The sequence below is a fragment of the Methylobacter sp. sgz302048 genome, from assembly GCF_052162025.1.
GTDB lineage: Bacteria > Pseudomonadota > Gammaproteobacteria > Methylococcales > Methylomonadaceae > Methylobacter.
Genome location: NZ_CP197401.1, coordinates 1,633,822 through 1,655,701, shown reverse-complemented (window position 1 = coordinate 1,655,701; position 21,880 = coordinate 1,633,822). Strand labels below are relative to the sequence as shown.

Here is a 21,880-nt window from a genome sequence, read left to right as displayed (position 1 = left end):
TAGTAACAATGGAAGCCATAGCCGACTTTCTCGATTCCCTGGTTGGCGGAGTTGACCTTGTTTGTTATTCATTAGCAATAGGCAGCTTGTTCTGGGGACTTTTTGTTTTACGCCCATGGTGCAACAACGATGGATACACCTCAGCGTTGCTGGCTAAAACCATTGCCCTTTTTTATAAGGGCGGTTTTGCCCTGGCGATGATCCAGCTTTTCAAGATCATCCTTAAAATCTGGATGATGACAGCCATCCTGGAGAAATGGCCGTTTCCTGAATTCGCCGAAACCACGCAATTCACAGGCGGTCTGATTCGCACGGTATTAACTTTGTTGCTGGCCGGTTATGCCTACCTGTACCTGCGCAAGAACCCTTTTTCCAAGCCTCACTGGATAACTGCAGGGATTATTGCGATACCCATGATTATTTCCGGCGCCTGGCTGGTGCATGCTGCCGGCCGCTTTGAAAATCAGGCATCGCTGATGACGCTGACCGTGGCCCACCAATTGGCGGCAGCGGCATGGATAGGCGGCGTCTTTCAACTGGTCAACATCTGGTTTTTATGTCGCCAGCAACTGGTTCCTGCTGAACTCTGGCCCATCATGCTGAAACGTTTCTCAATGTTCGGCATGGCCTCGGTCGCCATGATTCTGATTTCAGGCCTGCCGATGGCCTTGCAATATATCGATACCTGGAACGGCTTTATTGGTACTGGCTACGGCAATCTGTTAATGGTCAAAATAATACTGCTATGTATGGCCTTGGGTTTTGCCTGGCTGAACAGAAGCGCCGTGCTGGAATTCGGTGCTTCCGGCAACAACCATGCCTTAAACAATCGAGTGCCTTATTATATTGAGGCGGAAACACTGGTATTGGTTATTTTGTTATTCACGGCTGCCAGCCTCGCGTCACAGCCTCCGTCTATCGATATTCCACACTTGACGGCTGCCTGGCAGGAAGTTTTAAACACATTTGCCCCCCGTATTCCACGCACCACGTCACCTACTCATGAAGCATTGATAGCCGGTGAAGCAGGTCGGGTCGCCATCGTAGGCCAAATTCCCTCGCCGGCAGCAACGGCATGGTCGGATTACAACCATAATATTGCCGGTATATTCCTGACCACGATGAGCTTCATTGCGATGCTTTCCTATATGAAGCGTTTACCGTCCGCGTTTTCCCTTTTTGATAGATATTTACCTTTAACCAAATACTGGCCTTTCGGGTTTGTCGCCTTGGGCATCTTCCTGTTTTTCCGCAGCGACGCTGAAACCTGGCCATTAGGTCCGATAGGATTCTGGGAGAGCACTTTTAATAACGGTGAAGTATTGCAGCACAGAATTGCGACCTTTCTGGTATTAGGACTGGGCGTTATAGAACTGCGCGCCAGAATGACCAAAGACGCCACCAGCAAACTGCCTTTTGTTTTCCCCATATTGGCCGCATTCGGCGGACTCATGCTATTAACGCATTCGCATGTTGGATTTCAGGCTAAAAGCGCTTTCCTTATCCAGGTGGGCCATACCTTAATGGGTGTCTTTTCACTGGTTCTGGCGAGCGGACGCTGGCTGGAATTGAAACTGGACAGACCGGGCAAAGAAATTGCCGGGTTCGTTTCCGTTGCCGCCCTGTTTCAGATCGGACTCATTCTGATGTTCTATCGCGAACCTCTCTATTAATATGAATACATTACATCAATATTCCCTGCTTAAAGACATCAACTCGCCTGACGATGTCCGCAAGCTCAGTAAAGACCAACTGCCGGCCTTGGCCCGGGAGCTGCGCGAGTACCTGACCCACACGGTCAGCATCTCCGGCGGCCACTTCGCGGCCGGGCTCGGCACGGTCGAGCTGACCATCGCCCTGCACTATGTCTTCGACACGCCGGCCGACCAGCTGGTCTGGGACGTCGGCCATCAGGCCTATCCGCACAAGATCCTGACTGGCCGCAAGGAGGCCATGCCCACCATCCGCACCAAAGGCGGCGTCTCGGCTTTCCCCAGCCGCGCCGAGAGCGAGTATGACGCCTTCGGCGTCGGCCACTCCAGCACCTCGATCAGCGCGGCCCTGGGCATGGCCATCGCTTCGAACCTGAAAGGCGAGGACAAACAGATGGTGGCGATCATCGGCGACGGCAGCATTACCGGCGGCATGGCGTTCGAAGCCATGAACCATGCCGGCGCCCTGGACGCCAACCTGCTGGTGATCCTGAACGACAACGAGATGTCGATCTCGCCGCCGGTCGGGGCCATGAACAACTACCTGACCAAGATCCTGTCCAGCCGGCTGTATGCCTCCGTACGCGAGGAAAGCAAGAAGGTGCTGAGCAGGATGCCCAGCGTCTGGGAGCTGGCGCGCAAGACCGAGGAGCACATGAAGGGCATGATCGTGCCCGGCACCTTGTTCGAAGAGCTGGGCTTCAATTACATCGGCCCGATCGACGGCCACGACCTGGACATGCTGGTCTCGACCCTGGAGAACCTCAAACACACCACAGGGCCGCGCTTCCTGCACATCGTCACGAAAAAAGGCAAGGGCTACGCCCCGGCCGAGCGCGATCCCCTGGCCTATCACGGCGTGCCGGCCTTCGATCCTTCGAAAGACTGCCTGCCGCAATCGGCGCCGTCGCCCTACCCGAGCTATACCGAAGTCTTCGGCCAGTGGCTATGCGACATGGCCGGCCAGGACGAGCGCTTGCTGGGCATCACGCCGGCCATGCGCGAGGGCTCGGGGCTGGTCAAGTTCTCCGAATGCTTCCCGAAGCGCTATTTCGACGTCGCGATCGCCGAGCAGCATGCCGTGACGCTGGCCGCGGGCCAAGCCTGCCAGGGCGCCAAGCCGGTGGTGGCGATCTACTCGACCTTCCTGCAGCGCGCCTACGACCAGCTGATCCACGACGTCGCCCTGCAGAATCTGGACGTGCTGTTCGCGCTGGACCGCGCCGGCCTGGTCGGCCCGGACGGCCCGACCCATGCCGGCAGCTTCGATCACAGCTTCCTGCGCTGCATCCCCAATATGCTGATCATGGCCCCGGCCGACGAGAACGAATGCCGGCAGATGCTGACCACGGGCTATCAGTACGAAGGGCCCGCGGCCGTGCGCTATCCGCGCGGCAAGGGCCCGGGCGTCACGGTGCAGCCCGGCCTGACTGCGTTGCCGATCGGCCAGGGCGAAGTCCGCCACCAGGGCAGCCGCATCGTGATCCTGGCCTGGGGCAGCCTGGTGGCGCCGGCGCTGGCGGCCGGCAAGCATCTGGGCGCGACCGTCGTCAACATGCGCTTCGTCAAGCCGATCGATACGGATTTGATTCTGGAACTGGCCAAGAGCCATGACGTGTTCGTGACCGCCGAGGAGAACGTGCTGGCCGGCGGCGCCGGCAGCGCCGTCAATGACTTCCTGCAGGCGCAGAAGATCCTGATGCCGGTGCTCAATATCGGCCTGCCCGACCAGTTCGTCGAGCAGGGCACGCGCGAAGAACTGCTGGCCCTGTGCGGCCTCGATGTGCAAGGGCTCATCCGCCGCATCGAGACGTTCTGCGCTTAAAATACTTCTCTGGATTTTGACTCTTCACTTGCAGGGCGAATTTATTCGCCCTGCAAGTGAAGAGTCACCGTCGCTATCCCAAGCAATCCTCCATAAAAGCTTTAACCGCGTCCGTCACGGCTAAAGCACTGATCATCACCAAACTTTAAAATAACCTCAGTTCGGGATAAGAGTTTGCGCCAAAGGTAACAAATCAAGCTCACGCAGATTGAGATAAACCGGTTGTAACTCAACAGACTAGCAAACGCGGACAGCCAGTGCTTCCGGACATGATTGAGATAAAACCACTTGAAGGTTCGGTAGCCTGACTGATGGTAAGCCACTAACAGCATGATCATCTCGCTATAACTCATGCGATGTGCGCGGTTACGCCTTTTGTCGCCGTTCGTGAGTTGGCGTTTTTGCCAGACTGGAATAAAAGTTTGGCAAAAATCATCTACATTGTAGAACAAGTGTGTTAATTTCATGGTGGGTAGGTTTTTGAGGAAAAAATGGAGGTCGGAGTCTATATTTTTCCTGTTTTTCAAAAACCTGCCTACTGTTCTTATCCCGAACTGAGGTTAATTAACAATGCCCTTCATTTCACTATCCCATTTTGACAAGTCGTACTGCAAGGACCTTTCCATATTTTTGGAGCAAATATCGCATCCACCGGCGTATGGAACCGGTGGTTGGTATGATTGCTCAAGGTTTTGACGGCAATGGCCAGGAGATCTCCAGAATCTGCCGTTCGCCATATCCGGCGGCAAGAAAGGCCTCGACATCACGGGTTTGCGGCAAAGCGCGCTGCTCGACCATCACCCGGGTAAACTTGGCCAAGGCTGACAGTTTCTCATCAGGAATTTCTGTATCGTTGCGGATGGCATCAGTCACTGCACCCGATACATTCGACAGCTTATCGGCAGCAAGACTGTGTCCAGCCATGCAATACTCACAACCATTCAGTCGGCTGATAGTCAGGAACACGACCTCCTGTTCGACCGGAGTGAAGCCGGATTCCGCCCAGAAAGCCGCATAGCCCAGCTGGTACATACCAAACAGCCCTGGCGAATTGGCTATCCTTAAATACATGTTCGGGATAAAGCCTAATTTCTCCTGAGCCTACTGAAGTCCCGTTCTGGCTTTCGGCGCAGCATCTTCAATCGTTTTTGCTGTCAACTTCAATTGATAGTCTGCCAGCATGATTTTTCCCATAATATGCTTATAAAATTTTCTTGTTCTTCCTCTGTAAGAAGGAAGAGATCATCCATGGACACCGAGAGAGGCTTGTTGCGAGCTGCTCAGAAATTCATCCAGCTTTCTGAACATCCGCTTCATCATCATGGTCATCACGGGGTTCATGAACAGCGCATCCATAATCTTGCCGAAGATACCCCATGTGGTCGTGTATTCGATATCGATATAGACTTCCGACGTTTCCGTCCCGGTAGCGCGCACGCCGAAAGTAGCCAAAGAACGCTTCATCAATGGCATGGTCGTTTCATAGATATCAACGGTATAGGACTGATTTTCCTGCCAGTCCAGCACCCGCTCTTTGAGCTGAAAGCCACCCATGTTCATTTCGCAGACGCGTACCGCCCCAACGCCGCAGCTCCGTTCGCCCTCGATATAAGAGCGACCGATCATCGGATGGATACGGTGAATGTTCCCGTAATCCTTGAGCCATTTCCATACCTGATTCGCAGGGTGGTTGAAGGTTTGCTTAAGATGAATTTGTCCCATGATTTTTTCCTTATCTGAATTAGAGAGTGCCTGGATTTACTGCGCTGGAAATTCCTATTGCCGGGAATTTTCTGAACAATCCTGCTCGTCAACATTGAATTGCGTTATAGTGAGCGGTTGATGGATTAAGGTTAATGAATTCCGGACCATTGGCCCATGCTCAGGATTCCGGAATTGATGTGCGTTCGTACGGGAGAAGGATTTGGATACGTTGACTTTACTGATCAATGGCTTGAATTTGCGGGCCAAACTTGCTTATTCAGGCGGTTTTTGTGGCCGTTGGCTGATCGATCACAACTCTCAGCACTCGATCTGGTTTCATCTGGTCAGCAAGGGGAAGAGCTGGGTGCATTCGCTCAGTTGGCAAGCTCCGCTTATGCTGGAAGACGGCGATTTGGCTTTGTTCCTGCCGCATGCGGCAAGGCATTATCTTTCCTATAGCAGTGATTATCTACCGGCTGACTCGACAGACACTATAGCCACGACTTGGGAGGCAGGAGATACCGGGTTTGTCTGTGGAGAAATTGAGCTGGGCATGCCGAAATCAGCGTTATGGCAAGCGTTGCCTGCTGAAATTGTGATCAGAAAAGCTCAGGCCGGCGAGATACTGGGCAGGTTGATCGAGCTGATTGTCAGTGAGTCCGCCGGCAACCGCTTTGGCAGCAGCTCCGTTGTTGAACGACTCTGCGACAGCATTTTTATCTTAGTAGTGCGCTATTGTCTTGAAGAAGGCCTGATACATCAGGGCGTGTTTGTAGCCATGCAGGACAGCCGGCTGGAAACCGTGCTCAGGCTGATGCATCAGGAGCCCTGGCAGTCCTGGACGCTTGCCGAACTCTGCTCCCGGGCAGGCATCTCCAAAACGGTACTTTCTGAAAAATTCGCCGAGCTGGTTGGGGCTTCGCCTATCGAATACCTGGTTTCATGGCGCATGCAGATCGCTGCACGCTGGTTGAAAGAGCCCGGCATGACCATAGAGCGGGTCGCGGAGCGCTGCGGTTATGATTCAGCGCCAGCTTTCAGCAAGGCCTTCAAGCGGTCTTTCGGAATCTCCCCTGGCCTATATCGGCGTGGATGGCATGAAACGAACGATCAGGTATAGCCGCTCGCGTTTGAAAATGATCAGCGTAGTAGCTAACCCAATATTTTGTGTAAGGTTTCGTGATTATCCTACGACTGAAAATATATTGTCGTATTACTCAAGGAGAGCTCCCATGCGCACAAGCTTCTTATTCACCCGTGTTTACGCTTTGGCTTATGCTTATTGCGGCAGAACTAATTGCATAGGTTTCACGAGTTTGTTCGGCGACATATCGGGCCGCCATGCCAGTACTGTTAGGGCAGCCGGCGCATGTTGTTGAAAGCCGGGATTAGATCCTCTAGTCAATTAACCGAAGCCCTGCTGGTCGAACATCGGCCGGTGCTGTTCCGCTATGCCTTGCTGCAACTGCGCGATGATGAACTGGCCGACGATGCCGTGCAAGAGACCTTATTGGCCGCCTGGCAATCAGCATCGGCGTTTGAGGGCAAAGCCGGATTGCGGACCTGGCTGATCGGTATCCTGAAACACAAAATCGCCGACCACTGGCGGCGTAGCGGCCGGGAAATCGTCACCTCGGACATCGGCTTTGGCGAGGCCGGCGAAAGTGATGGCGACGAAGTCGATTTTTTCATGAGCAGCGGCCAATGGAACGGCGGCCCGAGGGCCTGGAACGATCCGGAAGCAGCCCTCAAGCAGCAGGAATTTTGGGCCATCTACGAAACATGCCAGAGCAATCTGCCGCCAAAAATGGGCCGAGTCTTCATGCTGCGGGAACTGGTTGGCCTGGAAGCCGACGAGGTCTGCCGCGAAACCGGCCTCAGCGATGCCAATTACTGGGTCATCATGCATCGTGCCCGGCTGCGGCTGCGCGAATGTCTGGAAATCCGCTGGTTCAATCAATCGAAACAAAAAAAGGAGGAGCGACATGCGTAGCTGCCGCGACATTACGGCGCTGGTATCCCAGGGCCTGGACAGAAAACTCAGCTTAGGCGAACGCCTGGAAATCAATTTGCATATAATGATGTGTTCCCGCTGCCGCAGCTTCCAGCGCCAGACCCGGTTCATCCGTAAGGCCGCCCGGCGCTATACCGAGCACTTGCAAAGCCGCGCGGGCAAAAAACATTAAGCAAATGACAAAGCAGGTCATATGGCAGTCCACGCTAACCTGTCCGGTGTGCGGTTACCGAAAAACCGAGACCATGCCCCGCAATGCCTGCCAGTGGTTTTATGAATGTCAGGGCTGCCATGCCTTGCTGAAACCGAAGCCGGGCGATTGCTGCGTATTCTGCTCCTATGGCAGCGTTGCCTGTCCGCCGATTCAACTGAGTGACGGACAGGCCGGTTGCTGCAGATAATACTGTTCCCGATTCAGAACCTGTTTCTTAAACGCTGCAGCCAAGTTGTGCCGCTGCTTTCTGCCGCCGGCAAATACGGCAGCGATTCATCCAGCAAGCAAGCCAATCCTGCACTGTGCCTCTTTGTCCGGTGGGCTTCAGGCAGTTTGCCCTATTGTTTTTTCAGGCTATTGCTGAAACCGTGCGTATCGTCAATATCACCAATGCCTTCAGCGCCATGAGCAAGCCCCGGCCCTGCCACAAAAGTAGGCCTGCAATACCAGAGGATGGCATTGTTATGCCAATGAATGATATCGCAGGCCGAAAAAATTTGTAAGGAATTAAAAAACTGTTCCGACTGATAGAGCAGGAAGGCACTATTGCTTGTCCTGATCACTTCAAATATCAAACACTCGGAGAGTCTTTATGAATAAAAAAACCTTATCCCTGACTTTGAGCAGCGCCCTGGCTTCGACTTTGTTGAGCACAGCGCCCGCTATTCAAGCCGGCGAAAATCCGTTTGCGATGTCCACCATTAATCCTGCTCAACAACTGGCAGCCGCCGATGCTAAATCCGCTGAAGCCGGCTGCAGTGGCAAAGTGGCCGAAGGTAAGTGCGGCGAAGGCAAATGTGGCGCCAACAAGACGAAAAGTGCCGAAGGCGGTTGCAGCGGCAAAATGCCGGAAGCCGGCTGTAGCGGCAAAATGACCGAAAGCAGCTGCGGCGCCAAAACCAAGCAGTAAGCCGGAGCAACTGCCGATGATCATTCCCAATCCTTTGGGTCTGGCCGGCTCCGGTCTGGGGCTACGCCGTGCGCTGTTGCCGGCGCTACAAGCCGATGTGCCGGACAACATCGATTTTTTCGAAGTCTCGCCGGAAAACTGGGTGGGCATCGGCGGTCAGTTGGGCAAGCAGTTTCGCCGCCTGACCGAGCGCTACCGCTTTGTGGCGCACGGTCTGGCGTTATCGCTGGGCGGGCCGGCACCGTTGGATACCGCCTTTTTACGCGATCTGAAACAATTTCTCGACCATCATGATTTTGCTTTGTACACCGAGCATCTGAGTTTTTGCAGCGACGAAGGGCATTTGTACGATTTATACCCAATTCCCTTTACCGAACAGGCGGTCAAGCATGTTGCAGAGCGCATCCGCCAGACTCAGGATCTGCTTGAGCGGCGCATCGCGCTGGAGAATGCCTCGTACTACCTTCAGCCGCCACAGGCGGAGATGGACGAACTGACCTTCATCAACGCCGTGTTGAGCGAGGCCGACTGCCATCTGCATCTGGACGTCAACAACATTTACGTCAACAGCGTCAATCACGGCTACGATCCAGTGGCATTTTTACGCGGCTTGCCGGGCGAGCGCATCGTCTACGGGCATGTCGCCGGCCATGATACGGATCCTTCCGGCTTGATCATTGACACACACGGCCAGAATACCATCGAGCCGGTATGGGATTTACTGGCCGAAGCCTACCGTTGCTTTGGCGTGTTTCCAACTTTGGTTGAGCGCGATAGCAACATCCCTCCGCTGGCCGAATTGACTTCAGAAGTTGAGCGCATACGTGCCTTGCAAAATCGTTATGTATATTGCCGTAGCACAGATGACATGAAGGAGGAGGCAGCATGAACCAGACACCGCTATTTCAACAACAGCAACGGCAATTTCTGCATTATCTGCGCCAGCCATGGGTAGCCCAATCTCCTGCCGGATTTACGCCGGAACGCCTGGCTGTGTATGCCGATCTGCTTTACAACAAATTCGACGAAAGCTTGACGGCCTGCTTCCCAGTCATTCATCGTATCCTGCCGCCCGATGACTGGCGGGCTTTGCTGCTGGATTTTATCGCCGAACATCGTTGCCTATCCCCGTATTACCGGCAGATTCCTGATGAATTCGTGCAGTATCTGCAGCAGGAACGCGATCATGTCAATGATTTACCCTTTCTGGCAGAGCTGGCGCACTTTGAGTGGATCGAACTACAGCTATCAATCGCCGAGAGTGAATCGATTACGAGCAAGCCGCTGACCAGCGGGCAATTACTATCCGGTGTGCCAGTGTTTACGCCGGCCATACAGCTGCTGCATTACCAGTGGCCGGTGCAGAACATAGGGCCAAACGCCCTGCTCACTGAACCACCCGCTACGACCACCCATATCCTCGGCTTTCGCAATAGCAACGATCAGGTACGATTCATCGCTCTCAGCCCGGCCACAGCCCATTTGATCGAGCTGTTAGGCGACGGTCTGACCGGCCAACAGGCGCTGCAGGCGATGAGAGGAGAGCTGACGCATACGCAGTTTATAGAATTGACCCGATTCGGCCTGAGCATATTGATCGATTTACACCGCCAAGGCGCTATTATCGACATTCGCCCCACAAGTCATCTGGAGCCTCACGCATGAACAATCTGACAACATCCCACCATGGCAGCCGCGCGGCCAGTCTGATTTCATCAGGCATCGAACAAGTTTGTGCCTTGCCTGGCAAGCTTTCCGGCTGGTTCGACCGTAATGCGTACGGCTTGGCGCCGATCTTTCTGAGGTTGCTGCTGACTTATGAATTCGGCGAAGCCGGTCTGGAAAAACTCAAAGGTGAAAACTGGTTTGCCGATGTGAGTTTTCCATTTCCCTTCAATCTGCTAACCGCCGATTTCAATTGGACCCTGGCGACCGGCCTGGAGATCATCGCCCCGCTTGCGCTAATCCTGGGCTTCATGACCCGGTTCTTCAGCGCCGCATTGATGGTGCTGACTGTGGTAGCCATCGCTGTCGTACACTGGCCTGCCGAATGGCATACGCTGACCGAGTTATGGAAGGGTTACGCTATCACAGACCAGGGTTATGGCAATTTTAAACTACCGCTGATGTACTTTTTGATGCTGGCCACGTTATTGTTCAGTGGCGCCGGACGGTTAAGCGTCGATGCCTGGCTGCATTTTCGCTTATGCCAGAGGTTAGAACACTCCTGAAGTTAGCTGTCAGGCAGGCGGGCGCCCAGCATGGCTACCGCATCAAGGACCTGGCGGAGCAACTGGATGCGAAATCCGCCGACATCAAAGCATTGTTCAACAATAATTTCCGCCCCCCGGCTCCAGGGCCAGCAAATACAGGGCTTGCATGGCCCGACCGCCCATCGTTGGGATACTCAACGGCTGTTGCTTGCCGTTTTTTTGGGGATATAAATGCGCCGCAAGGGCTGAGCCTGATAGCCTCTGCGTCTTAAAGCCAAAGCGGCTTTCAATTTCTGCTGCGGCGTCTTCCAGGTGACGCCATCGATACCGGCCATATGCCGGCCACAGTTTTGCCCAATCCGTCTGACGGCTAACAGCTTCGCCGCCAACGAATGGGTGAGCAGCCATTGTAAAGCTTTCACTTTACCCCAGTGCTGCTCTCGGGTTGCCTTTGCAATACGCAGCTGCAGCCGTCTCACCTGCATTGCCACAGCCTGCCAATCGACGGCATCCCATGATAATGCGGCTGAGGATGCACCAACAGGCATCGCTGCCGTCATCATTTGCTTTTCCTCATAAGGTTGGTTCTACCTCTTCTCTTGCAATAAAAGACCCGTCGGACGTGGGCGCACTTTCGTGCCGGGTAACATTTAAACCCGTATCCGTACCATTACAGCACGGCCTTCGCTTCTTTTGACATCCCAAGCCCGCACCGCCCTAGGCGTACCTCACGGCACGCTGTCCCGGCCAAGGCCGGGAGCGATGCGGGGTTTCCACGTTTCCCTCGGGAAGTACGCCGGATTAGACGCTTGCTGTCGACCGGGAAGCGTATGGGGCGCGAGAACGCAGCAACTAAACGTTGCTGCCCGCCTCCCGTACCTTTTTTGCTCAAGCGTATCAACCACTTCCGCTTGTCATTAATAACGGTCTTTATCACAGGTTCAGATATCTTCACCATACTAGCTATCTGGCACTTACCTGGTTTATGGTTACCAGGAGGGTGCGCCTCTCGCGATTTGCACCCCGCACGACTCTCACCATGCTTCGTTACGTTGTCAGGGCAGCTCTTGATTCATGCCCTTAGATTCACCCAGTGACACGGGTAGTTTCCGACAACCTTGTGGAAACAACTTCTCTAAGCGACTTCGTGTCGCAAAGTCACAATTAATTTGAGCCGAAAATCGGGATAATTGCGAGCCCGACCATTTTCAAATGCAAGCCATTATAATTAGCCATAATTATCATAACCTTGCAACAAGACCGTATCTCCCGGCTTAACCGCTGGCAACATATTCCCTTTAGTTAATCCGTCTTCTACAACCATAAATAATAGCACCATCCCGATTGAACCTAGCTTTCCGTATCCGACACTAAACATTAAGCACTATCCTATAACTAGGCCTTCTCATGACCGAAACCCAGTATCCCTCACTGGAAGCCTTGCTGGCGGCCGTACGCAATTGCCGAGCATGCGAGCAGCATCTGCCGCTTGGCCCGCGCCCTGTGCTGCGCGCCGAGGCAACGGCTCGCATTCTCATCGTGGGTCAGGCACCGGGAACGCGCGTGCATGCGACCGGCATTCCGTGGAACGATCCGAGCGGCGAGCGCCTGCGCGCGTGGATGGGCATAGACAAGGACCTGTTTTACGATGCCTCGCATATCGCGATCATCCCCATGGGCTATTGTTATCCCGGACGCGGAAAAAGCGGCGATTTGCCGCCGCGCCGTGAATGCGCGGACTTATGGCTGAACCGATTGCTGGCCGAACTGCCCCGGATTGAATTGACGCTGCTTGTCGGCCAATATGCCCAGCGGCACTTTCTAGGCAGTCGCTGCAAGCCGTCGTTGACCGAAACCGTCAGAAATTGGCAGGCATATGTGCCGCAGTACCTGCCCTTGCCTCATCCATCGCCGCGCAATACGTTATGGCTCAAGCGGAATCCCTGGTTTGAGCAACAACTTCTGCCTGTCCTGCGCGCGCGGATCAGAGCGCTTTATGCTTGCGAAGAAATTGAGGCATGATTCTCAACCTGTCATATTGACCATAGGGCATTCCACCCGCCCTGTGGAAACATTCATCGAGCTGCTCAAGACTCACTCGGTGACTCATCTTATTGACGTGCGCACCGTGCCGCGTTCGCGCCACAATCCGCAATTCAATCAAGACATTTTTTCCGAAGCGCTTGAATCCGCTGGCATTCACTATACGCACGCCACCGGTTTGGGAGGTTTCCGCCGCACGAGCCCGGAATCCCCTAACCAAGGCTGGCGGAACGACTCATTCCGCGGTTTCGCCGACTACATGCAGACTGAGCAATTTGCTGACAATCTGGCTGAACTTATCAGGCAGGCAAAGCAGGAACGCATCGCCTTGATGTGCGCCGAAGCCGTGCCGTGGCGCTGTCACCGCTCGCTGATTGCCGATGCGCTGACGGTACGCGGAATTCGCGTCGAGGAAATCGTCAGTAAAACAAGCCGGCAACTGCATGTGCTGACCCCGTTTGCTAAGGTTGAAGGTACTGCAATTACCTATCCGCCTTATGAGTAGATTTGCCCCCGCCCCGTTTCAGTCAATCACATTTTATTCCGTCATGAGAATTATTTTTTTACTGTCCAGATAAAAACCCGATGCTTTATATCTAATCATTGTCATGTGCGGTATCAGTTTAAGTCTGTACCATTGCAATTCCGTCTCAAATAATCAGGAATATTTATGTCGCGGCTCAGTGATTACTTCGATTACAAAGTGGATAAAAACGGCAATACTTATGTGGAAGTGACCGCCCGCGGCATTATCCTGCTGCGGCTGCCGGCGACCAATAAAGGCACCGCCTTTACTGAGCAAGAACGCATCGAACTCGGCCTTGACGGATTGCTTCCGCCGCAGGTGACCACTCTTGAAATTCAGGTAGATCGCTTGTACGCCAATTTTCGAAGACAGCTTGATGACATTTCAAAATATCAGTTCCTTAGAGCCGTTCAGGAACGTTCCGAGGTGCTTTTCTACGCGCTGCTCGAGCGACACCTGGAAGAGATGGCGCCGATTGTCTATACGCCGACAATCGGTCTGGCGGTGCAGCAATTCAGCAAGATCTATACGACGGCCCGCGGCTTGACCTTGTCTGCCCAAAATATCGACCGGGTTGAAACCATCCTCGACAATTATCCCTGGCACGATATCCGGATGATTGTCGTTACGGATGCGTCCGCCATCCTCGGCATCGGCGATCAGGGCATGGGCGGGCTGAGCATTTGCATCGGAAAACTGGCGCTCTACACGGTCGGGGGCGGACTCTGCCCTTTTCAGACCTTGCCGGTCAATCTGGACGTGGGCACGGACCGGACAGAATTGCTTGAAGATCCCCGCTATCTGGGCATTCACGAAAAACGCCTGCGGGGCCAGGCCTACTTTGAGCTGGTGGATAAATTCGTCAGGGCCGTGCAAAAAAAGTGGCCTAAAGCCGTCATTCAATGGGAAGACTTCGCCAAAAATGTCGCGTTTGACGTGCTGCAACGGTACCGGAACCAAATTCCCTGCTTCAACGATGATATCCAGGGCACGGGAGCTGTCGCGCTCGCGGGGCTGTTATCGGCTTGCCGTAAAAAAGGCGAATCCCTTTCCGGACAGATTGTCGTTGTGGTCGGCGCGGGCGCCGGCGGCGTCGGCGTCGCCAGCGCGATCCAGGAGGGCATGGTGCGCGACGGCCTAAGCCGCGAGCAGGCTCGCCGGCAGATGTTCGTCATGGATGGCCGAGGGCTGGTTGTCGAAGGGATTACGACCGATGCTTACAAACTGCCGGTCGCGCAATTTGCCGACGTTTATGAAAACTGGCACATAACTGGCGAAGTTCCCAACCTCATGGAAGTCGTGAGCAATGCCAGACCCACCGTCCTGATCGGGCTTTCGGGCATGCCGGGGTTATTCAATGAGCCCATCATCAAAGCCATGGCCCGGAATACCCGGCAACCCGTCATCTTCCCGCTGTCGAACCCGACAGCCAATTGCGAAGCCATTCCCGAAGATATCATTGCCTGGACGCAAGGACAGGCGATAGTCGCGACAGGCAGCCCATTTGCCGATGTTGAATATGGCAATCACAGCTACCCTGTCGGCCAGGGCAATAATGCGTTTATTTTCCCCGGCCTGGGCTTTGCCGCCGTGTTGGGGGAATGTTCGCGGATTACCGATGCCATGGTGCTTGAGTCCGCCTATGCGCTGGCCGATTACACGGCGGCGCATTATCTTGCATCCGGCCAGATTTATCCGCCCATTGCAGATCTGCGTAAAGTCAGCATCGTCGTCGCGGCGCGCGTCCTGGTCAGAGCGCTTGAAGACGGTTCATCCAGCCGCCAGGGCCTGGACGGGATCGATCTTGAAGCTTATGTGCGTTCCAGATTCTGGAAAGCCGAACACCTGCCGTTCATCTATTCGCCTCCGAATAAATAAGATCTTCACATCCTTCGAGTCAGGAGGTTTCCATAACATTGGATGTTGACAAACAATATCCAGTCAAATAGATACCGCGGTCTTCCTACTCGCCCAATGCATACCATCACCGAGAAACTCAGTAGCAGAAAAATGCTGTACATTGCAAATGATAATGATTATCATTTGCAAAACAAAAATGAGGGCCTGCTCATGAGATTTTTATTTTCCTTTTTTAGACCGCCCCTAACCGTAAAGCTGGAAATCGAACCGGAATGTCTGGCCTTTTTAATGGAAAAAGGGCAAATTCATGCTACAGATTTCAGATGCCTGGACCTCGGTTCAAAACAAATCGTCTGGAAAATGCTGCTGTCGCTTACCAAGGCGAAAATCGATAAAGGCGTTAAGTAAATTCAATAAAACTGCTTCATATGGCTGAATGATTTCTTATTTATAACTCAAAGGTCCCAAACTTATGACTAAAAAGCCCTGTAACCACGAATATCTGGCGACAAGCGACACCGATGCTGTCTTGATTTGCCGAGAATGCGGAGTGGTGTATCTGCATATGCAAAACATATCGTTGCGTTTCAACGTGAAGCAATTCTCTAAATTCACAGCAATGATGACGGAAGCATCGAAGAAACTTAGCTCAGATTCCGCTGAGCAACCGCGCAAGCGCCCGACGCTTACCTTGGTTCATTGATAGGGCTACACTAGGGCGGTTATCTTTTAGTCGGCAAGAGCCTGAATGCCTGAAGAAGTTCAGGCATTCGTCGGCCTGAAAGCGATCCATTAATTGCCCGACCGTGCGCCAGAGCATTTCATAAGTGCGTTCCGCCGCGCCTTCAGCCTGGCGAAGACCTGCTTGATCGGATTCAGGTCATGATTATAAGGCGGCAGATATAATCGTCGTCCCTTGTGCTGCAATACGATACCGCCGGGCTTTAAAGTCGGTCTCAGTTGTAAGCGCAGATATTCCTTGAAGGCCTCCCCTGCCATGGCCTGATCCACACACCAGGGCGCCGCGATCCGGTCGGCACGCAAGCCGGCAATCAAGGTCATGGTTTGCCAACGACTTGCCGGGGCCGCATCCCGACACCGAGCACCACCCAAGGCCCGTCCATAGCGACGGATCATGTCCGTGGATAGCCCGGTTTCGCTCAGAAACACTAGCTGGAAAAGATCACAGTGTTGTTGCCTGGCTTGCCATTGCTCACGGGCTGCCGCGACATCCTTGCGCTGCAGCTCATGGCGACGAGCGTTTTTTATAGCGATAACCCAGCTTGTGCCGGATAAACTTATCAATGGCCGAAATCGAAACGCTTAAGCTTTGTTCATTTTCCAGCCAATTCTGCAGTTCCTTCAGGGTTATTGACGGACTATGCGCTAGTTGTTCCCTGATGACGGCTTCATAAGTTTCCAACAGGGCAACCGGATAACCACCGATTGGCTTGCTCTGAACGCTGCCGGTGTTTTTCCAGAGTTAATGCACTTTCGAGACAAGGCCCGGGCCACTGATAGTGTACGCCGACTTCACGCGTGGTTTTGCCGCTTTTAAAGACCATCACGACACGCAAGCGAAATCTTCTAAATAAGGGGCGGCATCTTTGGGTCTCTCTAGCATCGATAAAACTCCATATTTAACTCTACCGGGTGATTTCAAATAACAGATGATTGCTCTAAAACCGGTGGTTTACGGCAGGAAACTATCAAAGCTGCCGAAGAATATCGGGAATGCTGCTTTTATTGCAATGTTTTAACGTAGCTTAGCTCAAACATTATTTTTCCATTTTTATCGGGAAGCTGCTTCAACTGACCTGTGTAGGAAACTGTGGCATTCAAGCTATCAATATTTGTTACCTGGGGTACCTCCAGAAGTCCATTATCATATGAGTAATAAGGTATTGACTCTACCAGTGAAAAATCATTAATCGATATTTCGTCAAGTCTTGTCACTTCGAAGTTACTCTCACTTGTTTGCTGCAAATGGGCCGCATAAAACTTGTCCAGTCTGTTCTTGCCTTCCAGCCTGACGTAGGGAAGTTCAATAAGCCCTTTTTGTGCCGAATAGGTCGCTTTTTCCTGTAATTGATAACCATCTGTCAATGTCCGCAAAAATGCGACGATGGCATCAACTTCCTCATCCGTTAACTTCAGGTCTCCCAATTCATCAGCATTGACATTTTCTGCCACTTCAGGGGCTGGCCATTTTCTGTCAACATCTCTGGTATTGTAAAAATTCACCGCTTCTTTTAGATTGGAGAAGAAGCCGTTGTGCATATAAGGCGCCGTTTTCTCGACATTGCGTAATGACGGCACTTTGAATTTGCCATTTTCAGTCGCACTGCCTACTGTTTTTCCCAAGCCCAGATCAATGAAATCAGCACCTTTTAAAGCTAAAATCTTTGGATTGGAAGGCACTCCCAGATTATCGTAGGTAAAATCGGTAAACAGCGGCGGCAGGCCATTTTCAGTTTTACTGATATGGCAGGCGGCGCAATTGCCCTTGTTTTCATCTTCAAATAATTCCAGTCCTTTTTGTTCTTGTTCAGACAAGGCGACACGGCCCACTAAAAAATAATCATACTTGGAGGTAAACCGGTTAAAACTTGCTGTGTTCTCAAATGCGACGATGGCCTGAGCCACTTTGTCGTAGGCTTTGGCCGTATCATCAAGCGTATCTTTACCATACACCTGCTCAAACAGTTGAACATAGTCTGACTTGCGGATTTTCTCAATCACGCTGCGCTCATCAGCATTGTTCATTTCATCCGGATTCAAAAAAGGGCCTTTGGCCTGCTCTATTAAATTAGCTGCCCGGCCATCTAAAAATTGACCGCCTATATACAATCCTTCCTGTTCGTCAAAGTGGAACTGCGGAGCGAATGCCGAATACGCTGCCGACGGTGCGTTGCGAGTGCCCGTACGCTTGGACACAGCCCCCAAGGAAACAGGTGAGTTTGTTATCGGGTCGCTAAATGCCGCTTTGATGTCATGACAGCTCGCACAAGCCTGACCGGCAGGCGATGACAGATTTTTATCAAAAAATATTTTTTCGCCTAGCTGTTGCTCCAAGGTGAGTTTCTTTTTTTCCGCCAGATTCAGTGTTGTGGTTTCGGCCATAGTCTGCTGCGCATAACTGACCAGAATTATAGTCATGCCAAGCATGACCCGTCGGTTGTGAATCATCGTTCCCCCTTTTATTAAATACCATACAAATAAATGATAATGATTATCATTTGCTTTGTAAAGAAGAGCCATTTTTGTTACTTCGTAAAAATGAACGATGCATGGCCAGTGGCCCTGAGGACTGATTTCGGCTGCCGGCAGACACTCTATGAATCGGCGGAATGTCAATCAATAGCGTCAAAGCTAACTGGCAAAAAATTCTATCGGATGGTTTTTTATGAAAACCGATTGTTGAGAATAGTACGGTATATGAATCGCGGTGTAGGTGCGAATTCATTCGCACTGCCTGCCGATACCAACATCTGGTACGTTCCAAATCATGAATTCGCCCTACAACTGCGTAAGAAACCGATACGAATCAAGCCGTGTCATTATTGTCAGATACCCGTCAAAACACTATGGATAATTCAGCCGAATGCTGGAGTCTTCTCAGAAAACATGTAATTCCCAGACGTTGTCACTAAACCTAGAGCAATAAAAATCGCTTGCAATAGAAAATGATAATCATTATCATTTGAATGAGGCGATAATTTGACCTCTCGCTGCTTTCGTTTAACGCGCCTGCTGCACGACAGCGCGCGTTAAACCCTTTTTTCAATCGACTACAAACCGAGGAGTTTTATGCCTGAACAACCATCTACTCCCGTACACATTGAACTGGCAAAATTGCATGCGACCATTTGTCTGTCGATGACCCAGTTTATCAATGGCCGCCACGGCCCGAAACTGGCTCATTCAATCGTGCACCAGTTGAGCCTTTTGCTGGCACACTCGGACCTGGAGCGGATTCCGCCCAGCCGCGGGTTGTATCCACAATTGCTGGACCATTGGCAAAAAGCCACTGCGCGCCTGCTGGAACAGCAGTTCACGCACGAGCTGCGGCCAATCTATCATTGACAGTCCGATTGCGATGAACAGCGAAAATAATAAGAATTTCCGCCGCCAAAGCCTCGTGATCGAGGACCTGGATTCTGCCCCTGAACACGGTCGCTTCAACAGAGCGCTGTTCAGTATGCAAAACGAAATCGTCATTAATCACCATGATGACGAATACCGCCTGCGCATCACCAGCAACGGCAAACTGATTTTGACGAAATAACTTTACCTGCTCCAACCAACGGCATAGCCAGCCACCCAGCCCGACAGGGCCAGGAAGCCAGCCAGTCTTTTTACGACGCGCGAGGCACGCTATGTCAGCACATATCCAACAAGTCATCCCATTTTCGTCTGCGGCCAGAGTCGAGGCGCCGGTATGCTCCGCTGTGACCGTTCTGTTCGATGCGCTGTGCGACGGGGCAAACCGTGTTCCGCAGACCAGCCCATTGAGTACACATCTGGCGGGCACAATGCCAGCATGCCGGCGGAGCGAAGGCTTGATCGAATACCGACGGCGCAGCTGCGCAACTAGACATAGATAAAACCAGCACACGCTGACAACCAAGCGCTCGGCATTCCTTTATCACAACCAATTTTCAATATGCCCTTTCGCACGAACAACGAAAACAACAACATATTATCAAGGAGCTTCATCATGAAACGCGTGGCCACTCGCATGGCAATCACCTTAGCCGGTAGCACCTACCTGGCCTCATTCGCACTAGCCGCTGCGGAGCCGGATCAGGAAGCTGCTGTATTGGAAGAAATGACCGTCGAAGGAGACTGGCTGGGAGCCCCAACCCAGGAGAATGTCCGCACCTACCCCGGCGGACGTTCCGTAGTGGCTGACGCCGATTTGCAGCAGGCCGGCGCCCGCACTCTGGAAGATGCCTTGCGCCTGGTGCCGGGCGTCCGTGCCCAGGACGAAACCGGCACCGGCATTCTGCCGAATATCGGCGTTCGCGGCCTGGACCCCCGGCGCAGCACGCGCACCCTGGTACTGGTCGATGGTATTCCTATGGCCCTCGCCCCTTACGGACAGACGGGCTTGTCCCTGTTCCCTCTGACCATGCAGACCGTAGAAAGCGTGGATGTGGCGCGTGGCGGGGCGGCCGTGCGTTATGGGCCGAACAACGTGGGCGGCGTCATCAATTTCATCAGCAAGGCGATCCCGGATAAGTTCAGCGCTACCGCGAGGGAGGCGCTAACCATCTCCACCGACACCGGCAACGTGTTGACCGACAGCTATGTGCGGGCCGGCGGTTTCGTCAATGACAGCCTGGGCCTGCAATTTCAGGCCAATACCGTGCTGGGCGATTCGTCCCGCGCCCATTCGGAAACGGAAGTGGAAAACCTGGCGCTCGATGCCCATTGGTTCATCACCGACAACGCTTCCATCAAAGCCGGCATACAGTATTACAATACCGATACCGAACTGCCGGGCAGCTTGTCGCCCCAGGCCTACGCGCAGGACCGCTTCCAGTCGCAGCGGCCGTACGACAAATTCCAGGGCGATACCATACGGGGCCATTTGGTTTATGACCAGAGTTTCGATCTTTTCGGCAAGCCTGCCGAATTCAACTGGCCCAATTTCGCGCATACCAGCGACCGCGAATTTACTGTCGGCTGCGATCTGAACGCTGCCGCAAGCGCATGCAATCTTGATCCGGCCAGGCCCTCCAACGGCGTGCAGACCAGTCCTCGCACATTCACCGTCTTCGGCACAGAGCCTCGGCTGACCGTAAGCGCCCAGACCGGCTGGCTGGACCACAAATTCACGTTGGGCGGGCGTTACGTCAACGAGGACGTCGATCAGGGCGTCGACCGGTACCGCCTGGGCACGAATGACGTCATCAATGCTCAGAACTTCCATTTCGACACCGATGCCTTTGCCCTCTATGCCAGCGATACCTTGAGTGTCTGGAAAGAACGGCTCAGCGTCACGCCGGGCTTGCGCGTGGAATGGATCGATCAATCCAGCTACAACCGACTCAAAGATACTGTCGCCGACAACCACAGCAACGAGCTGTTGCCGGGTGTCGATGTGGGCTTCCACCTGTGGCCAGAAAAAATCTTCCTGTTCGGCAACGTACACAAATCCCTGCAACCGGTGCAATTCACCCAGATTACCCTGGAAGGCGATACCGGTGTAGAAAAGGCCTGGAACTATGAAGCCGGCCTGCGCGTGTCGCCGCTATCGGAACTCGACGCTACATTTACTTATTTCCGTTTTGACTTTGATAACCAGATTGTCGGCGTCGTGGAAGACGGCACCACCAAATTCCGCAACCTCGGCCAAGCCGAGCATTACGGCTATGAAACCGAGCTGGACTGGCGACCATCTTTTCTGTCCGGCCTCGATCTCAAGGCAGGCTATACATATGTCGATACGCAGCAGAAGAACGATCTGTTCAGCGGCACCTCGCAGGTCGCGTTTAAAGGCAATGAGGTGCCGTTCAGTTCACACCATCAAATCACCCTGCAGGGCAACTACCGCATCGACACGGTCAATTTCAACGTCAACGGCTCATACCTGAGCTCCGCTTATACCGACGCGGCCAATACCGAGCTGGAAAACGCCATCGGCGACAAAGGCAAGATACCAGGCTATTGGCTGTGGAATGCCCAGATTACCAAAGATTTCCGCCTAGACAAGACCGCTATGCGGGTCGGGCTTGCCGGCAACAACCTGTTCAACGAGGACTACTACTTCCGCGGCGTGGACACCAGCCTCGGCCGCATGCCGGGACCTGGCCGCTCCGTCATGCTCAGTCTGCAAATGGATATATAAGGA

General features: G+C 53.2%; 25 protein-coding genes and 1 pseudogene. 19 read left to right on the top strand and 7 right to left on the bottom strand.

Annotated features, from left to right (window positions below):
- Positions 1 to 8: 8 nt before the first annotated feature.
- Positions 9 to 1,673 (top strand): copper resistance D family protein, encoded by a 1,665-nt coding sequence (locus tag ACTNE6_RS07815; protein ID WP_442499238.1) that lies wholly within the window; start codon positions 9 to 11, stop codon positions 1,671 to 1,673.
- Between the two features lies 1 nt (position 1,674).
- The gene (gene dxs, locus ACTNE6_RS07810; protein WP_442499237.1) at positions 1,675 to 3,537 is read left to right on the top strand and encodes a 1-deoxy-D-xylulose-5-phosphate synthase; all 1,863 of its coding nucleotides are present in this window, start codon (positions 1,675 to 1,677) and stop codon (positions 3,535 to 3,537) included.
- Between the two features lie 161 nt (positions 3,538 to 3,698).
- On the opposite strand, the pseudogene ACTNE6_RS07805 reads toward dxs, so the two are convergent.
- From ACTNE6_RS07805 to ACTNE6_RS07795, 3 genes and pseudogenes are all read right to left on the bottom strand, one after another.
- Positions 3,699 to 4,004: pseudogene (locus tag ACTNE6_RS07805) on the bottom strand (IS982 family transposase); the annotation flags it as partial.
- A 217-nt stretch (positions 4,005 to 4,221) separates the two neighbouring features.
- Positions 4,222 to 4,608 carry a carboxymuconolactone decarboxylase family protein gene (locus ACTNE6_RS07800; protein ID WP_228779300.1) on the bottom strand — a complete coding sequence of 129 codons (387 nt, stop codon included), beginning with the start codon at positions 4,606 to 4,608 and terminating at the stop codon, positions 4,222 to 4,224.
- Between the two features lie 171 nt (positions 4,609 to 4,779).
- Positions 4,780 to 5,259, bottom strand: a complete 480-nt coding sequence (locus ACTNE6_RS07795) for an SRPBCC family protein (protein ID WP_442499236.1) — start codon at positions 5,257 to 5,259, stop codon at positions 4,780 to 4,782.
- Between the two features lie 202 nt (positions 5,260 to 5,461).
- On the opposite strand from ACTNE6_RS07795, the gene ACTNE6_RS07790 reads away from it, so the two are divergent.
- From ACTNE6_RS07790 to ACTNE6_RS07755, 8 genes are all read left to right on the top strand, one after another.
- Positions 5,462 to 6,361 (top strand): AraC family transcriptional regulator, encoded by a 900-nt coding sequence (locus tag ACTNE6_RS07790; protein WP_442499235.1) that lies wholly within the window; start codon positions 5,462 to 5,464, stop codon positions 6,359 to 6,361.
- Between the two features lie 249 nt (positions 6,362 to 6,610).
- Complete coding sequence (locus ACTNE6_RS07785) at positions 6,611 to 7,234, top strand: sigma-70 family RNA polymerase sigma factor (RefSeq protein WP_442499234.1); 624 nt, start codon at positions 6,611 to 6,613, stop codon at positions 7,232 to 7,234.
- On the top strand, positions 7,227 to 7,427 hold the full coding sequence (locus tag ACTNE6_RS07780) for a zf-HC2 domain-containing protein (protein WP_442499233.1): 201 nt from the start codon (positions 7,227 to 7,229) through the stop codon (positions 7,425 to 7,427). The genes ACTNE6_RS07785 and ACTNE6_RS07780 overlap by 8 nt, the downstream gene beginning before the upstream one ends.
- Before the next feature lie 4 nt (positions 7,428 to 7,431).
- Complete coding sequence (locus ACTNE6_RS07775; protein ID WP_442499232.1) at positions 7,432 to 7,656, top strand: GDCCVxC domain-containing (seleno)protein; 225 nt, start codon at positions 7,432 to 7,434, stop codon at positions 7,654 to 7,656.
- Positions 7,657 to 8,061: 405 nt separating this feature from the next.
- Positions 8,062 to 8,379 (top strand): HvfA family oxazolone/thioamide-modified RiPP metallophore, encoded by a 318-nt coding sequence (locus ACTNE6_RS07770; protein WP_442499231.1) that lies wholly within the window; start codon positions 8,062 to 8,064, stop codon positions 8,377 to 8,379.
- Positions 8,380 to 8,395: 16 nt separating this feature from the next.
- Positions 8,396 to 9,268 (top strand): HvfB family MNIO-type RiPP peptide maturase, encoded by an 873-nt coding sequence (locus ACTNE6_RS07765; RefSeq protein WP_442499230.1) that lies wholly within the window; start codon positions 8,396 to 8,398, stop codon positions 9,266 to 9,268.
- A complete protein-coding gene (locus tag ACTNE6_RS07760) occupies positions 9,265 to 10,044 on the top strand; it encodes an HvfC family RiPP maturation protein (RefSeq protein WP_194971921.1) in 780 nt (259 codons plus the stop codon). The genes ACTNE6_RS07765 and ACTNE6_RS07760 overlap by 4 nt, the downstream gene beginning before the upstream one ends.
- Complete coding sequence (locus ACTNE6_RS07755) at positions 10,041 to 10,610, top strand: HvfX family Cu-binding RiPP maturation protein (protein ID WP_442499229.1); 570 nt, start codon at positions 10,041 to 10,043, stop codon at positions 10,608 to 10,610. Before ACTNE6_RS07760 ends, ACTNE6_RS07755 begins: the two co-directional genes overlap by 4 nt.
- Positions 10,611 to 10,786: 176 nt before the next feature.
- On the opposite strand, the gene ACTNE6_RS07750 is transcribed toward ACTNE6_RS07755, so the two are convergent.
- Together ACTNE6_RS07750 and ACTNE6_RS07745 are read right to left on the bottom strand one after the other, a co-directional pair.
- On the bottom strand, positions 10,787 to 11,155 hold the full coding sequence (locus ACTNE6_RS07750) for a reverse transcriptase N-terminal domain-containing protein (protein WP_442499228.1): 369 nt from the start codon (positions 11,153 to 11,155) through the stop codon (positions 10,787 to 10,789).
- A 665-nt stretch (positions 11,156 to 11,820) separates the two neighbouring features.
- A complete protein-coding gene (locus ACTNE6_RS07745; RefSeq protein WP_442499227.1) occupies positions 11,821 to 11,970 on the bottom strand; it encodes a hypothetical protein in 150 nt (49 codons plus the stop codon).
- A 29-nt stretch (positions 11,971 to 11,999) separates the two neighbouring features.
- Here ACTNE6_RS07745 and ACTNE6_RS07740 point away from each other — a divergent pair, with 29 nt between their 5' ends.
- The 5 genes from ACTNE6_RS07740 (at position 12,000) to ACTNE6_RS07720 (ending at position 15,724) form a co-directional block, all read left to right on the top strand.
- Positions 12,000 to 12,614, top strand: coding sequence for a uracil-DNA glycosylase family protein (locus ACTNE6_RS07740; RefSeq protein ID WP_442499226.1), 615 nt, complete (start codon positions 12,000 to 12,002; stop codon positions 12,612 to 12,614).
- Positions 12,589 to 13,140 carry a DUF488 domain-containing protein gene (locus ACTNE6_RS07735; protein WP_194971918.1) on the top strand — a complete coding sequence of 184 codons (552 nt, stop codon included), beginning with the start codon at positions 12,589 to 12,591 and terminating at the stop codon, positions 13,138 to 13,140. The genes ACTNE6_RS07740 and ACTNE6_RS07735 overlap by 26 nt, the downstream gene beginning before the upstream one ends.
- A gap of 165 nt (positions 13,141 to 13,305) precedes the next feature.
- On the top strand, positions 13,306 to 15,039 hold the full coding sequence (locus ACTNE6_RS07730; RefSeq protein WP_442499225.1) for an NAD-dependent malic enzyme: 1,734 nt from the start codon (positions 13,306 to 13,308) through the stop codon (positions 15,037 to 15,039).
- Positions 15,040 to 15,231: 192 nt separating this feature from the next.
- Positions 15,232 to 15,429 carry a hypothetical protein gene (locus ACTNE6_RS07725; RefSeq protein WP_442499224.1) on the top strand — a complete coding sequence of 66 codons (198 nt, stop codon included), beginning with the start codon at positions 15,232 to 15,234 and terminating at the stop codon, positions 15,427 to 15,429.
- Between the two features lie 64 nt (positions 15,430 to 15,493).
- Positions 15,494 to 15,724, top strand: coding sequence for a hypothetical protein (locus ACTNE6_RS07720; protein WP_442499223.1), 231 nt, complete (start codon positions 15,494 to 15,496; stop codon positions 15,722 to 15,724).
- Between the two features lie 89 nt (positions 15,725 to 15,813).
- On the opposite strand, the gene ACTNE6_RS07715 is transcribed toward ACTNE6_RS07720, so the two are convergent.
- Together ACTNE6_RS07715 and ACTNE6_RS07710 are read right to left on the bottom strand one after the other, a co-directional pair.
- On the bottom strand, positions 15,814 to 16,326 hold the full coding sequence (locus ACTNE6_RS07715) for a transposase (protein WP_442499222.1): 513 nt from the start codon (positions 16,324 to 16,326) through the stop codon (positions 15,814 to 15,816).
- A 438-nt stretch (positions 16,327 to 16,764) separates the two neighbouring features.
- Positions 16,765 to 18,282, bottom strand: a complete 1,518-nt coding sequence (locus tag ACTNE6_RS07710; protein ID WP_442499221.1) for a cytochrome-c peroxidase — start codon at positions 18,280 to 18,282, stop codon at positions 16,765 to 16,767.
- Positions 18,283 to 18,831: 549 nt separating this feature from the next.
- On the opposite strand from ACTNE6_RS07710, the gene ACTNE6_RS07705 reads away from it, so the two are divergent.
- From ACTNE6_RS07705 to ACTNE6_RS07690, 4 genes are all read left to right on the top strand, one after another.
- Positions 18,832 to 19,107: a hypothetical protein gene (locus tag ACTNE6_RS07705; RefSeq protein ID WP_442499220.1), complete on the top strand. Its 276-nt coding sequence runs from the start codon at positions 18,832 to 18,834 to the stop codon at positions 19,105 to 19,107.
- Positions 19,108 to 19,120: 13 nt separating this feature from the next.
- On the top strand, positions 19,121 to 19,309 hold the full coding sequence (hemP, locus tag ACTNE6_RS07700; RefSeq protein WP_442499219.1) for a hemin uptake protein HemP: 189 nt from the start codon (positions 19,121 to 19,123) through the stop codon (positions 19,307 to 19,309).
- 91 nt (positions 19,310 to 19,400) lie between these two features.
- Positions 19,401 to 19,628, top strand: a complete 228-nt coding sequence (locus tag ACTNE6_RS07695; protein ID WP_442499218.1) for a hypothetical protein — start codon at positions 19,401 to 19,403, stop codon at positions 19,626 to 19,628.
- A gap of 113 nt (positions 19,629 to 19,741) precedes the next feature.
- On the top strand, positions 19,742 to 21,877 hold the full coding sequence (locus tag ACTNE6_RS07690; RefSeq protein ID WP_442499217.1) for a TonB-dependent receptor family protein: 2,136 nt from the start codon (positions 19,742 to 19,744) through the stop codon (positions 21,875 to 21,877).
- The last annotated feature ends 3 nt before the right edge of the window (positions 21,878 to 21,880 follow it).

Coding starts and splice junctions, on each gene's coding strand:
- ACTNE6_RS07815 (WP_442499238.1), top strand. CDS start 9: ATGGAAGCCATAGCCGACTTTCTCGATTCCCTGGTTGGCGGAGTTGAC.
- dxs (WP_442499237.1), top strand. CDS start 1,675: ATGAATACATTACATCAATATTCCCTGCTTAAAGACATCAACTCGCCT.
- ACTNE6_RS07800 (WP_228779300.1), bottom strand. CDS start 4,608: ATGTATTTAAGGATAGCCAATTCGCCAGGGCTGTTTGGTATGTACCAG.
- ACTNE6_RS07795 (WP_442499236.1), bottom strand. CDS start 5,259: ATGGGACAAATTCATCTTAAGCAAACCTTCAACCACCCTGCGAATCAG.
- ACTNE6_RS07785 (WP_442499234.1), top strand. CDS start 6,611: ATGTTGTTGAAAGCCGGGATTAGATCCTCTAGTCAATTAACCGAAGCC.
- ACTNE6_RS07780 (WP_442499233.1), top strand. CDS start 7,227: ATGCGTAGCTGCCGCGACATTACGGCGCTGGTATCCCAGGGCCTGGAC.
- ACTNE6_RS07775 (WP_442499232.1), top strand. CDS start 7,432: ATGACAAAGCAGGTCATATGGCAGTCCACGCTAACCTGTCCGGTGTGC.
- ACTNE6_RS07770 (WP_442499231.1), top strand. CDS start 8,062: ATGAATAAAAAAACCTTATCCCTGACTTTGAGCAGCGCCCTGGCTTCG.
- ACTNE6_RS07765 (WP_442499230.1), top strand. CDS start 8,396: ATGATCATTCCCAATCCTTTGGGTCTGGCCGGCTCCGGTCTGGGGCTA.
- ACTNE6_RS07760 (WP_194971921.1), top strand. CDS start 9,265: ATGAACCAGACACCGCTATTTCAACAACAGCAACGGCAATTTCTGCAT.
- ACTNE6_RS07755 (WP_442499229.1), top strand. CDS start 10,041: ATGAACAATCTGACAACATCCCACCATGGCAGCCGCGCGGCCAGTCTG.
- ACTNE6_RS07750 (WP_442499228.1), bottom strand. CDS start 11,155: ATGATGACGGCAGCGATGCCTGTTGGTGCATCCTCAGCCGCATTATCA.
- ACTNE6_RS07745 (WP_442499227.1), bottom strand. CDS start 11,970: ATGTTTAGTGTCGGATACGGAAAGCTAGGTTCAATCGGGATGGTGCTA.
- ACTNE6_RS07740 (WP_442499226.1), top strand. CDS start 12,000: ATGACCGAAACCCAGTATCCCTCACTGGAAGCCTTGCTGGCGGCCGTA.
- ACTNE6_RS07735 (WP_194971918.1), top strand. CDS start 12,589: ATGCTTGCGAAGAAATTGAGGCATGATTCTCAACCTGTCATATTGACC.
- ACTNE6_RS07730 (WP_442499225.1), top strand. CDS start 13,306: ATGTCGCGGCTCAGTGATTACTTCGATTACAAAGTGGATAAAAACGGC.
- ACTNE6_RS07725 (WP_442499224.1), top strand. CDS start 15,232: ATGAGATTTTTATTTTCCTTTTTTAGACCGCCCCTAACCGTAAAGCTG.
- ACTNE6_RS07720 (WP_442499223.1), top strand. CDS start 15,494: ATGACTAAAAAGCCCTGTAACCACGAATATCTGGCGACAAGCGACACC.
- ACTNE6_RS07710 (WP_442499221.1), bottom strand. CDS start 18,282: ATGGCTCTTCTTTACAAAGCAAATGATAATCATTATCATTTATTTGTA.
- ACTNE6_RS07705 (WP_442499220.1), top strand. CDS start 18,832: ATGCCTGAACAACCATCTACTCCCGTACACATTGAACTGGCAAAATTG.
- hemP (WP_442499219.1), top strand. CDS start 19,121: ATGAACAGCGAAAATAATAAGAATTTCCGCCGCCAAAGCCTCGTGATC.
- ACTNE6_RS07695 (WP_442499218.1), top strand. CDS start 19,401: ATGTCAGCACATATCCAACAAGTCATCCCATTTTCGTCTGCGGCCAGA.
- ACTNE6_RS07690 (WP_442499217.1), top strand. CDS start 19,742: ATGAAACGCGTGGCCACTCGCATGGCAATCACCTTAGCCGGTAGCACC.